Origin of the sequence: Streptomyces sp. NPDC127100 (assembly GCF_042724095.1) — a bacterium.
In the GTDB taxonomy this organism is placed as follows: domain Bacteria; phylum Actinomycetota; class Actinomycetes; order Streptomycetales; family Streptomycetaceae; genus Streptomyces.
This window is the reverse complement of the sequence record NZ_JBHXFL010000083.1, coordinates 1-12,412: the sequence shown is the minus strand read 5'-3', so window position 1 is coordinate 12,412 and position 12,412 is coordinate 1. Positions and strand designations below refer to the sequence as shown.

The window sequence follows — 12,412 nt, the reverse complement described above, 5'->3', positions numbered from 1 at the left end:
GGGTGACCGCCTGCGGCGCGGCCGGCTGGGCGGGCGCCGCCGGCTCCTCGACCGTGACGCCGAAGTCGGTGGCGATGCCCGCGAGGCCGTTCGCGTACCCCTGGCCGACGGCGCGGGCCTTCCAGGCGCCGTTGCGCAGGTAGACCTCCACGATGACGAGCGCCGTCTCGCTGCCGAGCTGCGGGGGCGTGAAGGTGGCGAGGACGGAGTTGTCGTCCGCGTTGCGGACGGTGGCGGTCGGTTCGATGCCCTGGAAGGTCTGTCCGGCGGCGTCCGGGCTGGCGGTGACGACGATCTTCTCGATGCCGGGCGGGACGGCGGTGGTGTCGACCGTGATCGCGTCCGGGGCGGTGCCGCCGCCGGAGCGGTAGGTCACGCCCGGGCCGGTGGGCTGGTTGTAGAAGATGAAGTCGTCGTCTGAGCGCACCTTGCCGTCGGCGGTGAGCAGCAGGCCCGATACGTCGAGCCGCACGGGCGCGGCGACGTCCACCGTCACGCGGGCGGCGGAGAGGGGGATGTTCGAGCCGGGGGTCATAGCTGTCATGCCGGGTGAACGAGCGAGGGCGTTTTACCGTTCCCTTACCCGGGGCCGATCGGGGGGCGGGCGGTGCTCCGGGGGCCGTGGCCCCCGGACTCCCGCCGGGCGCTACGGCACCACCACGATCTTGCGGCCCACGCCCGCCGCGAACTGCTCCAGCGCCTCCGGGTAGCGCTCGAGGGGGATGCGGTCGCTGATGAAGACGTCCGGGTCCAGGACGCCGTTGGCGAACAGTTCGGCCGCGCGCTCGTAGCTGTGCAGGACCGCCATCGAGCCGGTGATGGTGATCTCCTGGTTGTAGATGCGGTACGGGTCGATCTCCACCCGTGTCGCGTAGTCGGCCACGCCGAACTGGAGGAACGTGCCCGCCTTCGCGACCCGTCCCAGGCCGTCCTGGATCGCCGCGGCGTTGCCCGTCGCGTCGACGACCAGGTCCCAGCCCTGGGGGCGGTCCAGCTCGTCCGGGTTCGCGGCCGAGGCGGAGACGCCCAGGCCGCGGGCCGTCTCCAGGCGGGCCGGGTTGAGGTCCACCACGTCCACGCTCGCCGCGCCGGTCCGCTTGGCCAGCTCCAGCATCATCAGGCCCATCGTGCCCGAGCCGTAGATCAGGACGTGGGCGCCGAGGCGGGACCGGAGGACGTCGTAGCCGCGGACCGCGCAGGACAGGGGCTCGATCAGGGCGGCGTCCTGGGTGCGGACGTGCTCGGGGAGCTTCACGCAGTTCGCCACCGGTGCCACGGCGTACTGCGCCGCGCCGCCCGCCGTCGTGACGCCGATGGCCGCCCAGCGTTCGCAGAGGTTGTTGTGGCCGGTGCGGCAGTAGCGGCACTCGTAGCAGTAGAGGGACGGGTCGACGGCGACCCGGTCGCCGGCCGACACCTCGGTGACCGCGGTGCCGACGCCGACCACCGTGCCGGCGAACTCGTGACCCGGCACGATGGGCAGCTTGGGCGCGAACTCGCCCTGGAGGATGTGCAGGTCGGTGCCGCACAGGCCGCAGGCCGCGACCTCGACGACGACCTCGCGCGGCCCTGGCGTCGGGTCGGGGACCTCGCCGACGACGGCACGGCCCACGGACTCGATGACGGCGGCCTTCATTTCACGGCTCCCAACGACAGGCCCTGGACGAGTTTGTCCTGGGCGGCGAACCCCGCGGCGAGCACCGGCAGGGAGATGACGAGCGACGCGGCGCACACCTTGGCCAGGAACAGGCCCTGGCTGGTGATGAAGCCGGTCAGGAAGACGGGGGCGGTCTCGGCGACCACGCCCGTCAGCACCCGGGCGAAGAGCAGTTCGTTCCAGCTGAAGATGAAGCAGATGAGGGAGGTCGCGGCGATGCCGGGAAGGGCGATCGGGGCGACCACCCGGGCCAGGACCGTCGGCAGCCTCGCGCCGTCCACCCGGGCCGCCTCGATGATCGCCACCGGGACCTCGGCCAGGAACGACTGCATCATCCAGACCGCGATCGGCAGGTTCATGGACGTGTAGAGGACGACCAGCAGCCAGATGTTGTCCAGCATGTCCGTGTTCTTGGCGAACAGGTAGATCGGCAGCAGGCCCGCCACCACCGGCAGCATCTTGGTGGACAGGAAGAAGAACAGGACGTCCGTCCACTTCTTCACCGGGCGGATGGAGAGCGCGTAGGCGGCCGGCAGGGCCAGCACCAGGACGAACAGCGTCGAGGCGACCGAGGCCACGGCGGAGTTGACCAGCGACGGCCACGGACTCGCGCCGCCGTCCGCACCGAAGAACTCCCGGTAGCCGTCCAGGGTGAGCGAGGCGGCGAAGGACGGCGGGTTGGTGGCCGCGTCCGACTCCGAGTGGAACGAGGTCAGCGCCATCCAGGCGATGGGCAGGAAGAACACGATGCCGGCCAGCCAGGCCGCCAGGCCCAGGCCCGCACCTGCCCTGCGGCGGGTACGGACGGGCTCGGCGTCGGTGACGACGGGGCGTACGGCGGTGGCGGTCATGCGCGGCCGACCTCCTCGCGGAACAGGGACGACACCACGCGCAGCGCGAAGGTGGCGATGACGATCGAGCCGATGACCACCAGGACGCCCGCGGCCGAGGCGAGCCCGTTCTCGTGGGCCTGGTAGAAGCTCTGGTAGACGGTGTAGGGCAGGTTGGCCGTGCCCAGGCCGCCGGACGTGAGGGTGAAGACCGCGTCGAAGTTCTGGACGATGTAGATGGAGCCGAGCAGGGCGCCCAGCTCGAGGTAGCGGCGCAGGTGGGGGAGCGTGAGGTGGACGAAGATCTGCCAGTCGCTCGCGCCGTCCACCCGGGCGGCCTCGATCTGCTGCTGGTCCCGGCTCTGCAGTCCGGCCAGCAGGATCAGCATCATGAACGGCGTCCACTGCCACACCAGTGACGCCTCGACGGCGAGCAGCGGGGTGTCCGAGATCCAGTCCGGCTGCGGGCCTCCGACGTAGTGCAGCAGGCCGTTGAGCAGGCCGTACTCGGGGTTGTACAGGACGTGCTTCCACAGCAGCGCCGCCGCCACCGGGACGACCAGGAAGGGGGCGATCAGCAGGGTGCGGACCACGCCCCGGCCCTTGAAGCGGCGGTCCAGGAGCAGGGCGAGGCCGAGGCCCAGGACCAGGCTGGCCAGCACCACGGCCGCCGTCAGCAGGATCGTCGTCCACACCGACTTGCGCAGGTCGGGGTCGGAGAGGACGTCGCCGTAGTTGGCGAGGCCGGTGAAGTGGCGGGCGTCGGGGTAGAGGGCGTTCCAGTCGAAGAGGGAGATCACCAGCGTCGCCACGAAGGGCAGCTGGGTGACCGCGATCATGAAGATCAGGGCGGGGAGGAGAGGGGCCCGGGTGGCCCAGGCCCGCAGCCGGGAGGACGGCGGGCGGACGGTGGGGCGGACGTGGTCGGGTGCGGCCGCGGGGGCCGGGGTCGTGGCGGTCATCGTCCCTCGTACTCCTCGGAGATCTTCTCGGCGAGCTGCTGGGACTTCTTCAGGGCCTCGTCGACGGACTGACGGCCGGCGATGGCCGCGCTGATCTCCTGGGAGACCTTGGTGCCGAGGTCGGTGAACTCGGGGATGCCGACGAACTGGATGCCGGGCGCGGGGCGCGGCTGCACGCCGGGGTCGCCCGGCCTGGCGCCCTCGATGGCCTCCCGGGTCATCTCCTGGAAGGCGGCGGCCTCGGCGCGGTAGGCGGGGTTCTCGTACGTCGAGGCGCGCTTCCCGGCCGGGACGTCGGACCAGCCGACCTTGTCGCCGACGAGCTGCTCGTACTCCTTGCCCGAGGCCCAGGAGACGAACTTCCAGGCCTTGTCGGCGTTGCGGGACGCCTTCTGGATGCCCCAGGCCCAGGTGTAGAGCCAGCCGGAGGACCCGGTCCGCTCGACGGGGGCCGGCGCGTAGCCGATCTTTCCCTTGACCGGGGACTTGGCCGACTCCAGGGAGCCCGCCGCCGACGTGGCGTCGTACCACATGGCGACCTTGCCCTGGGTCAGGTTGTTCAGGCACTCGGCGAAGCCGGACTGGGCGGCGCCGGACTCGCCGTGCTCGCGGACGAGGTCGACGTAGAACTTCGTCGCCTTCTCCCACTCGGGCGAGTCGAGGCGGGCCTGCCAGTCCTTGTCGAACCAGGTGCCGCCGAAGGTGTTGACGACCGTCGTCAGCGGCGCCATCAGCTCGCCCCAGCCGGGCAGTCCGCGCAGGCAGATGCCCTTCATCCCGGGCTCGGCCCCGTCCAGTTCGGCGGCGAACTCCGCCACCTGAGTCCAGGTGGGGTGGGCGGGCATCGTGAGGCCCTTGGCGGCGAAGAGGTCCTTGCGGTACATGAGGAAGGACGACTCGCCGTAGAAGGGCTGGCCGTAGAGCTTGCCGTCGTCGCCGGTGAGGGACTCGCGCATCGGCCCGAGGATGTCCTTCTCGTCGTACGCGGGGTCCTTCGCGACGTACGGGTCCATCTCGTGGAGCCACTCGTTGCGGGCGTAGATCGGTATCTCGTAGTTGGAGAGGGTGGCGACGTCGTACTGGCCGGCCTGGTTGGCGAAGTCCTGGCTGATCTTGTCGCGGACGTCGTTCTCCGGCAGGACGGTGAAGTTCACCTTGATGCCGGTCTCCTTCGTGAAGTGGTCGGCGGTGAGCTTCTGCAGGTCGGTCATCTGCGGGTTGTTGACCATCAGGACGTTGATGGCGTCGCCGCCCGACCCCGCTCCGCCCGCTCCGACCCAGCAGCCGGAGAGCAGCGGGGCGAGCAGCGTCCCTGCGGCGGCCGTGGCGAGCAGGGCTCGCGGCCTCCGTCGGCTCTGGGTTCGCATGGATCGCTCCTGAACATATGGGGAGGTATGGGGCAGTGGCGGGCGTGGGGATGCCCGGTGGGGGGTGGGACGGACCGTCAGACGCGGATGACCTGCGGCCCGAGCAGCGAGTAGCGGTGGGCCTCGGCCGCGGGCAGCAGGGTGCTGGTGACGACGGCCTCCAGCGCGCCGATCTCCGCGAAGCGGCAGAAGCTGACGGCGCCGAACTTGGTGTGCGTCCCGGCGAACACGGTGCGGCGGGCGGCGCGGACGGCCTGGGCCTTGACCTCGCTGACCGCGGGGTCGGGGGTGGTCAGGCCGTGCTCGCGGGAGATGCCGTTGGCGCCGATGTAGGCCAGGTCGATGACGAACCCGGCGAGCATCTTCGTCGTCCAGTGGTCGACGGTGGCGAGCGTGCCCGGCCGGACCCGGCCGCCGAGCAGCAGTACCGAGGTGTCGCCGGCCCCGGCGAGGGCGCCCGCGACCGGCAGGGAGGCGGTGACCACGGTCAGCGGCCGGTCCCGGGGGAGGGCCTCGGCGATGAGCTGCGGGGTGAAGCCCTCGTCGACGAAGACCGTCTCGGCGTCGCCGAGCAGTTCGGCGGCGGCGGAGGCGATCCTGCGCTTCTCGGGGACGTGGCTGGTGGCGCGGAAGGCGAGCGTGGTCTCGAAGCCGGCGCTCTCCACGGGGTAGGCCCCGCCGTGGGTGCGGCGCACCAGGCCGTGGTCCTCCAGGGCGCGCAGGTCGCGCCGTACGGTCTCCTTGGCCACGCCCAGCTCGGCCGCGAGCGCGGTGACGTCGACCGAGCCGGTGGCGCGGGCGGTCCGCACGATCTCGCGCTGCCGTTCCTCCGCCGTCCTCGTGCCCATGCCGAACACCCGCCTCACCGCCTCGTCGCCGTGACCCTGCCCGTTCGGGCCCGGTGCGGACCCTGGGTGAAGTTCTACAGCGGCTCCGCGGCACTGACCAGGCCTGTTGCGGGCCCGATGCTGCCCGGTTGTGCCCGCTTCGGCCCCCGGGTGCCCGCCGCAGACCTGGGAGGCGACGGGGTGCGGGGTGGGAACGGGCAGGGCGGATGCCCGCATACGGGGGCGGGCGGGCCCGTTCGGTGCCCGCCCGCCCGTCGTGGGGTCGTGTCCCGGTCAGTACGGCCAGATCGGGGGGTCGGTCACGAAGTGGCCGCCGAGGCGCGCGTGCGCCGGGTCGTCCGGGTCGAGGTCGCCCTGTTCGGCGATGAGCCCGGCGGCGTACGGCTCGGAGTCGTCCCGCGGTTCGTAGCCGAGCGCCCGCGCGGAGGTGAGGTCCCACCACAGCCGGGTGTTGGCGGAGGAGCCGTGGACGACCGTGTGGCCGACGTTCTCCGCGGTGAGGGCCGCGTGCAGGAGCCGGGCGCCGTCGGCGGGGCTCATCCACACCGAGAGCATGCGCACGCTGGTCGGCTCGGGGAAGCAGGAGCCGATGCGGACGGAGACGGTCTCCAGGCCGTGCTTGTCCCAGTAGAGCTGGGCGAGGTCCTCACCGAAGCACTTGGACAGGCCGTAGAAGGTGTCCGGGCGGCGCGGGGTGTCGACCGGGATGAGGGGGTCGTCGCCCTGGGGGCGCGGGGTGTAGCCGACGGCGTGGTTGGAGGAGGCGAAGACGATGCGTCCGACGCCCTCCTCGCGGGCGGCCTCGTACAGGTGGTAGGTGCCCTCGATGTTCGCCTTGAGGATCTTGTCGAAGGAGGCTTCCAGGGAGATGCCGGCGAGGTGGATGATCGCGTCGACGCCCCGGACCGCCTCGCGCACGGCGTCCCTGTCGGCCAGGTCGGCGACGATCGCGTCCGGCTCGCCCTCGACGGGGCGCAGGTCGAGCAGGCGCAGCTCGTAGCCGTAGCCGGGGAGCAGGTCCCGCATCAGGGTGCCGAGGCCGCCGGCGGCGCCGGTGAGCAGAACGGTGCGGGGAGCGGGCATCCTCGGGGTCTCCTGGGGTCTCCTCGAATCGGCCGCCGTACGCATGCACGCACGGCGTTCATATGCGTGGACACGCTAAGGAGGGGAGGCGCGGCCCGTCAAGTATCCGGGCGGACCGGTGCGGAAGTGAAGAATCCGCTGATGTGTCGGGAGTTGGCGCGCTTGACCGCCCTCCCGGCGGCGGCTTAGCGTGGAGGCGTTCAGAAATATAGACGCGGATCATACATATGGAATGGGGAGCGCCCGTGACCTCAGCCCCTCTCGCCGTCCGGCTCACTGCCCCCAGCGGGCCGCTGTTCTTCCCCGTCACGGCGTACGGCCCGGGCGGCGAGGTCGACCTCGACGTCTACCGGGCGCACGTGCGCCGCGGCGTCGAGGCCGGGGCCGCCGCCGTGTTCGCCTGCTGCGGCACCGGGGAGTTCCACGCGCTCACCCCCGAGGAGTTCCAGGCCTGCGTGCGCGCGGCCGTGGAGGAGACCGCCGGGCGGGTGCCCGTCGTCGCCGGCGCGGGCTACGGCACCGCGCTCGCCGTGCGCTACGCCCGCCTCGCCGAGGAGGCGGGGGCCGACGGGCTGCTCGCCATGCCGCCGTACCTCGTCGTCGCCGGGCAGGAGGGGCTGCTGCGGCACTACCGGGAGGTGGCGGCCGCGACCTCCCTGCCCGTGGTCGTCTACCAGCGGGACAACGCCGTGTTCACCCCGGAGAGCGTCGTCGAACTGGCCCGCACGGACGGCGTCATCGGCCTCAAGGACGGGCTCGGCGACCTCGACCTGATGCAGCGGATCGTCAGCGCCGTGCGCACCGAGGTTCCCGGCGGCGACTTCCTGTACTTCAACGGGCTGCCGACCGCCGAGCAGACCCAGCTCGCCTACCGCGCCCTCGGCATCACGCTCTACTCGTCCGCCGTGTTCTGCTTCGCCCCCGAGATCGCCCTCGCCTTCCACCGGGCGCTCCGCTCGGGCGACGACGCCACCGCGCACCGCCTGCTGGACGGCTTCTACCGGCCGTTCGTCGAACTGCGCGCCCAGGGCCGCGGATACGCGGTCGCCCTGGTCAAGGCGGGCGTACGGCTGCGCGGACTGGACGTGGGGGAGGTGCGGGCGCCGCTGCACGAGCCGGGCGAGGACCACGTGAAGCAGCTCGCCCGGCTCATCGAGCGGGGACACGCGCTGCTCGCCGACGGGGACGAGAACGCGGGGGAGGGCAAGTGAGGACGTCGGCGTTCTTCTACCCCTGGGACGTCAACGGCGACCCCGGCGCGGCCGGGTTCGTCGCGGGCATCGGCGTGGAGCAGGTGACGCTCGCCGCCGCCTACCACTCCACCCGCGCCCTCACCCCGCGGCACCCGCGCCACCGCGTCGTCACCGCCGAGTACGCCGCCGTCCTCTACCCGCCGGACCCCGCCCGCTGGGAGGGCCGCGAGCCGCGCCCGTACCCGGCCGGCGACTGGGCCCCCGGCGACGCCTGGGGCGAGGCCGCCGCCGCCCTCGCGGACGCGGGCCTCGAGGTGCACACCTGGGTGGTGCTCGCCCACAACTCCCGCCTCGGCGCCGAGCAGCCGCACACCTCCGTCGTCAACGCCTACGGCGACCGCTACCCCTGGGCGCCCTGCATCGCGCAGCCCGCCACGCGCGCGTATCTGACCGGCCTGGCCGCCGAGGCGGCGGTGCGGCCGGGGGCGCGCGGCACCGAACTGGAGTCCCTCGGCTGGTACGGGCTGGCGCACCTGCACGCCCACGACAAGACCGGCGGGGTCGGCCTCGGCGACGCGGGGCAGTACCTCATGTCGCTCTGCTTCTGCCCGGACTGCCTCGCGGGATACGGCGCACGGGGACTCGACCCCGAGGGACTGGCCGCGGACGTGCGGGCCGCGCTGGAGCCGGTCTGGCGGGGCGCGGCGCCGTCGGACGGGGGCTGGGCGGGCGTGGAGAAACTGCTCGGCGAGACGCCGGCGAACGCCTCGCGCGCGTGGCGGGACGAGACCGCCCGCACCCTCCAGGAGGCGGCGGTCGCGGCCGTCCGGACCGCGGCTCCCGACGGTTTCCAGGTACTGCTGCACGCCGACCCGGTGTCCTACCACTGCGGCGCCAACGCCGGCGTCGACCCCGCGCACGTCCTGTCCGTCGCGGACGGCGTCGTCGTGCCCTGCACGGGCGGGGCGGGCCTGCTGACGCCCTTCGCCGAGCAGGCCCGTGCCGGGGCCGTCCTGGCCGCCAACCTCACGGTGGTCTCCGGCATGGGCGGCAGCCCGGGCACCCTCGCCGCGGACGCGGCCCACGCGCGCGACCTGGGCGCCACGGAACTGCGGCTCTACCACGCAGGGCTGGCATCGGACGCGGACCTGGAGGCGGTGCGCCCGGCGCTGGCGGCGGGGTGAGCGGGGGCGGTGCGCCCGGCGCCGGCGGTGCGTGAGCTGGACGGTGCCTGCGGGGGCCGGTCGTGACGGGCCGGGTGGGCCGTGCCGGGTCGGACGGTGACGCGGAGGCGGTGCGCTCGGCCTCCGGCGGGTGGCCGGTCGCGTGACCGATTAGTTCCGCGGCCGCGACCGGTCCACCTCCTGAGAGAGCCGGCCACGCGTCACCGAGGAGCAGCTGATGACCCAGGACACCACCGCCCCCACCCCCACGCTCGACCTCGGGCCGCAGACGCGGATCGTGGCGCGCCTCGCCGAGGGCGTGAGCGACGCGAGCCTCGGCGACCCGACGCCGTGCCCGGACCTGGCCGTGCGCAACCTGCTCGGCCACCTGACCGGCCTGGCCGCCGCCTTCCTCGACGCGGCCCGCAAGGACCTGGGCGCCCGCACCGACACCGCTCCCGACGCGAGCGTGCCGGACATCGGCCCCGGCTGGCGCGAGGAGCTGCCCAAGGTGCTCGACGCACTCGCCGACGCCTGGCGGGACCCGGAGGCCTGGACCGGTATGACCCGGGCCGGCGGCATCGACCTGCCCGGCGCGGTCGCCGGTGCCGTGGCGGCCGACGAGCTGGTGATCCACGCCTGGGACCTGGCCCGCGCCACCGGTCAGGAGTACACGCCCGACCCGGCCGCGCTCCAGGTCTCGCACGGCTTCCTGTCCGCCGCCGCCGAGGAGTCCGACCGGGGCGACGGCATCTTCGGCCCCGTCGTCCCCGTCCCGGTCGACGCCCCGCTCCTGGACCGCGCGGTGGGCCTCAGCGGCCGCGACCCCGGCTGGACCCGCCCCTCGCGTCCCGCGCGGTAGGGGAGCGCGGCACGGCCGCGAGCATGCTCACGAGCCCCGACGACCGGCGCACCCGGCCTCGAAAAAGCTGATCACTGTTGTCGGTGGTCACTGCTAGCCTCCTGCCGCTCGAAGATCGGGCACCAAGGGGAGGAGAGCCATCGATGTCAGGAAGAGCCGGACGATCCGGCAGACGGGGGCTGCTGCTGGGCAGCTGCCTGACGGCGCTTGTGGGGGCCCTCGCGCCGGGCACCGCGCACGCGGCGCAGCAGGGGAACCTGCCGCCCGTGGTCCGGGAGCTGCAGGCGGAGTACAAAGACTGCGCGACGGGTGACACACCGGCCTACGTCGGGCGGCCACCGACCCTCACGGCCCGCGTCTCCGACCCGGTCGAGGACGACCGCCCCGGCTACCCGGAGCGGCTGAGCGCGGAGTTCGAGGTGTGGTGGTCGGACGCCGAGGGCACCGAGCAGCGTCGGTCGTTCACCACCACTCCGTGGGCCGCCGACGCCGTGCACCGCGTCGACCTCCCGCCCGACCTCCCGGCCGACACCGTCGTCTCCTGGCACGTGCGCGCGAACGACGGCTCGGTGGACTCGGAGTGGAGCTCACAGACGCTCGGTTCCCCGTGCCGGTTCGTCTACGACGGCACGAGTCCCGAGGCGCCCGTCGTGAACTCGCCGGAGTACCCCGAGGAGACCTGGCGGGCCGGTGGCGTCGGCATCTACGGCAGCTTCACCATGGACTCCCCTTCGCCGGACGTCGTCGAGTACCGCTACGGTTTCATCGGCGGACCGTACGGCTCCGTGCGTCCCGCCGAACCAGGTGGGCCGGCCACCATCCGCTACGTCCCGCTGGAAGCCACCCCCCAGTACCTCAGCGTCCACGCCGTCGACCGCGCGGGCCGGGTCAGCGGCCGAACCGACTACCACTTCTTCCCGAAGGCGGGGAGTGCGCCCGTCTCCCGCTGGAAGCTGGCCGACGCGGCAGGCTCCGCCACGGCGGCCGCCGAGGCGGGCCAGGCGGCCAGGGCGGGACGCGGCGTGACCTTCGGCGGCCCGGTGCCCCCCGGAACCGGCCTCACCTCCACGGCCACCCTCGACGGCAGCGGCCACGCCTTCCTCACCACGGCCACCCCGGCCGTCGACAGCGGCCGCACCTTCGGCGTCGGCGCCTGGGTGCGCCCGGCCGAGACCGGCCGGGCCATGACCGTGCTGAGCCAGGACACCACCTCCGGGACCGCCTACGCCCTCGGCGCGGAGGTACGGAAGGACGGGGCAGCGGCCTGGGCCTTCTCCCTCGGCGGCGCCAAGGTCACCGGCGGCACACCGGAGGCCGGCGAGTGGGCCTACCTGCTGGGCCTCTACGACACCGAGACGGGCTACGCCCAGCTCTTCGTCAACGGCCACGAGGTCGGCACCAAGGCCAAGGCCGCGCCGGTCGCCGCGGAAGGGGCGTTCCAGATCGGCCGGGTCCGCGGCAAGAACGGCTACCGGCAGCGCTGGCACGGTGACATCGGCGACGTCCGCGCCTACGACCGTCTCGTCGTCCCGCAGGAATCGACCGAACTCGCCCGCCGCACGCCGGAGCTGCTCGGCCACTGGTCGTTCAGCACGGCCGCCGGCGACACCACACCCGAGAACAAGGGCGGTTCGCCGCTGCGGCTCGGAACCGGCGCGTCGATCTACCAAGCCCCTGACAACTCCTGCATCCCCGACCTCGACCCCGGCTGCGTCTGGAAGCCGTACCCGCTGGTCGGTGAAGGGCACCTGGCACTGGACGGCCGAAGCGGCCACGCGGCGCTCGGCGGCCCGCTGGTGGACACCGGTGACAGTTTCACCCTCGCCGTCGTCGCCAGGATCGACGAGGCGGACGCCACCCGGCCGATGACGGTCCTCTCGCAGGCCGGTGAGCACACCGACGCGTTCCGGCTGCGCTACGACCCGTCGGCGTTCGCCTGGCAGCTGGTCATGCCGGAGCGGGACGAGGCGGGTGCGCCCGAAAGGGTCGTGTCGCAGATCACGAGGCCGTCCGGCGCCGATGACTTCGGCACGCGGCTGGCCGTCGTCTACGACGACGGCACCGACACGGTCAAGCTGTACGCCGACGGCTACACCAACGACGGGGCCACCGCCCACCTCCCCCACGGTTGGACGAGCACCGGTCCCCTCCAGGTGGGGCGCGCCGGCACGGCAGAGGGCTGGGGCGAGTACCTGAAGGGCGACGTCGACGAGCTCCAGGCGTACGCCGGCGCGCTGCGCGACCGGGACGTCCTGGCCCTGGGGCACGAGACCGAGCCCTGCCTGTGCGGCTGACGCCGTTCGGTCCGTCGTCCTCGGCGGCTCGCGCCCCGGGCCGCTGAGGACGCCTACGGAGCCGATGGCCGGGCCGGGCGGTCAGGACGTGGGCGTCGGCGGCCGGCGCGGGGGCTCCCGGCGCCGTGCCTGGCGCCCGCCGGTACCCGGAGC

At 73.3% G+C, this 12,412-nt stretch carries 11 protein-coding genes; 4 read left to right on the top strand and 7 right to left on the bottom strand.

What is annotated here, in order from left to right; translation table 11 throughout:
- The 7 genes from ACFWJB_RS34910 to ACFWJB_RS34880 form a co-directional block, all read right to left on the bottom strand.
- The coding region (locus ACFWJB_RS34910; RefSeq protein ID WP_386927315.1) for a TerD family protein at positions 1-544 on the bottom strand (544 nt) is incomplete at its 3' end.
- A gap of 102 nt (positions 545-646) precedes the next feature.
- Positions 647-1,636, bottom strand: a complete 990-nt coding sequence (locus ACFWJB_RS34905; protein WP_386927313.1) for a zinc-dependent alcohol dehydrogenase family protein — start codon at positions 1,634-1,636, stop codon at positions 647-649.
- A complete protein-coding gene (locus ACFWJB_RS34900; protein ID WP_385465186.1) occupies positions 1,633-2,508 on the bottom strand; it encodes a carbohydrate ABC transporter permease in 876 nt (291 codons plus the stop codon). The genes ACFWJB_RS34905 and ACFWJB_RS34900 overlap by 4 nt, the downstream gene beginning before the upstream one ends.
- Positions 2,505-3,449: a carbohydrate ABC transporter permease gene (locus ACFWJB_RS34895; RefSeq protein ID WP_385465189.1), complete on the bottom strand. Its 945-nt coding sequence runs from the start codon at positions 3,447-3,449 to the stop codon at positions 2,505-2,507. The genes ACFWJB_RS34900 and ACFWJB_RS34895 overlap by 4 nt, the downstream gene beginning before the upstream one ends.
- Positions 3,446-4,816, bottom strand: coding sequence for an ABC transporter substrate-binding protein (locus ACFWJB_RS34890; RefSeq protein WP_386927310.1), 1,371 nt, complete (start codon positions 4,814-4,816; stop codon positions 3,446-3,448). Before ACFWJB_RS34890 ends, ACFWJB_RS34895 begins: the two co-directional genes overlap by 4 nt.
- Positions 4,817-4,893: 77 nt before the next feature.
- The gene (locus ACFWJB_RS34885; RefSeq protein WP_386927308.1) at positions 4,894-5,664 is read right to left on the bottom strand and encodes a DeoR/GlpR family DNA-binding transcription regulator; all 771 of its coding nucleotides are present in this window, start codon (positions 5,662-5,664) and stop codon (positions 4,894-4,896) included.
- A gap of 273 nt (positions 5,665-5,937) precedes the next feature.
- Entirely contained in the window at positions 5,938-6,747 is an 810-nt protein-coding gene (locus tag ACFWJB_RS34880) for an NAD-dependent epimerase/dehydratase family protein (RefSeq protein WP_385465197.1), read from the bottom strand.
- Between the two features lie 245 nt (positions 6,748-6,992).
- Here ACFWJB_RS34880 and ACFWJB_RS34875 point away from each other — a divergent pair, with 245 nt between their 5' ends.
- From ACFWJB_RS34875 to ACFWJB_RS34860, 4 genes are all read left to right on the top strand, one after another.
- On the top strand, positions 6,993-7,958 hold the full coding sequence (locus ACFWJB_RS34875; protein ID WP_385465200.1) for a 5-dehydro-4-deoxyglucarate dehydratase: 966 nt from the start codon (positions 6,993-6,995) through the stop codon (positions 7,956-7,958).
- Positions 7,955-9,124 carry a hypothetical protein gene (locus ACFWJB_RS34870; RefSeq protein WP_386927305.1) on the top strand — a complete coding sequence of 390 codons (1,170 nt, stop codon included), beginning with the start codon at positions 7,955-7,957 and terminating at the stop codon, positions 9,122-9,124. Before ACFWJB_RS34875 ends, ACFWJB_RS34870 begins: the two co-directional genes overlap by 4 nt.
- Positions 9,125-9,341: 217 nt before the next feature.
- Complete coding sequence (locus ACFWJB_RS34865) at positions 9,342-9,965, top strand: TIGR03086 family metal-binding protein (protein WP_385465206.1); 624 nt, start codon at positions 9,342-9,344, stop codon at positions 9,963-9,965.
- Between the two features lie 143 nt (positions 9,966-10,108).
- Positions 10,109-12,259 carry a LamG domain-containing protein gene (locus tag ACFWJB_RS34860; protein WP_386927303.1) on the top strand — a complete coding sequence of 717 codons (2,151 nt, stop codon included), beginning with the start codon at positions 10,109-10,111 and terminating at the stop codon, positions 12,257-12,259.
- Positions 12,260-12,412: the final 153 nt, after the last annotated feature.

Excerpts from the sequence above, each read along its gene's own strand:
- ACFWJB_RS34890 (WP_386927310.1), bottom strand. The coding sequence starts at position 4,816 with ATGCGAACCCAGAGCCGACGGAGGCCGCGAGCCCTGCTCGCCACGGCC.
- ACFWJB_RS34865 (WP_385465206.1), top strand. The coding sequence starts at position 9,342 with ATGACCCAGGACACCACCGCCCCCACCCCCACGCTCGACCTCGGGCCG.
- ACFWJB_RS34905 (WP_386927313.1), bottom strand. The coding sequence starts at position 1,636 with ATGAAGGCCGCCGTCATCGAGTCCGTGGGCCGTGCCGTCGTCGGCGAG.
- ACFWJB_RS34880 (WP_385465197.1), bottom strand. The coding sequence starts at position 6,747 with ATGCCCGCTCCCCGCACCGTTCTGCTCACCGGCGCCGCCGGCGGCCTC.
- ACFWJB_RS34885 (WP_386927308.1), bottom strand. The coding sequence starts at position 5,664 with ATGGGCACGAGGACGGCGGAGGAACGGCAGCGCGAGATCGTGCGGACC.
- ACFWJB_RS34860 (WP_386927303.1), top strand. The coding sequence starts at position 10,109 with ATGTCAGGAAGAGCCGGACGATCCGGCAGACGGGGGCTGCTGCTGGGC.
- ACFWJB_RS34900 (WP_385465186.1), bottom strand. The coding sequence starts at position 2,508 with ATGACCGCCACCGCCGTACGCCCCGTCGTCACCGACGCCGAGCCCGTC.
- ACFWJB_RS34895 (WP_385465189.1), bottom strand. The coding sequence starts at position 3,449 with ATGACCGCCACGACCCCGGCCCCCGCGGCCGCACCCGACCACGTCCGC.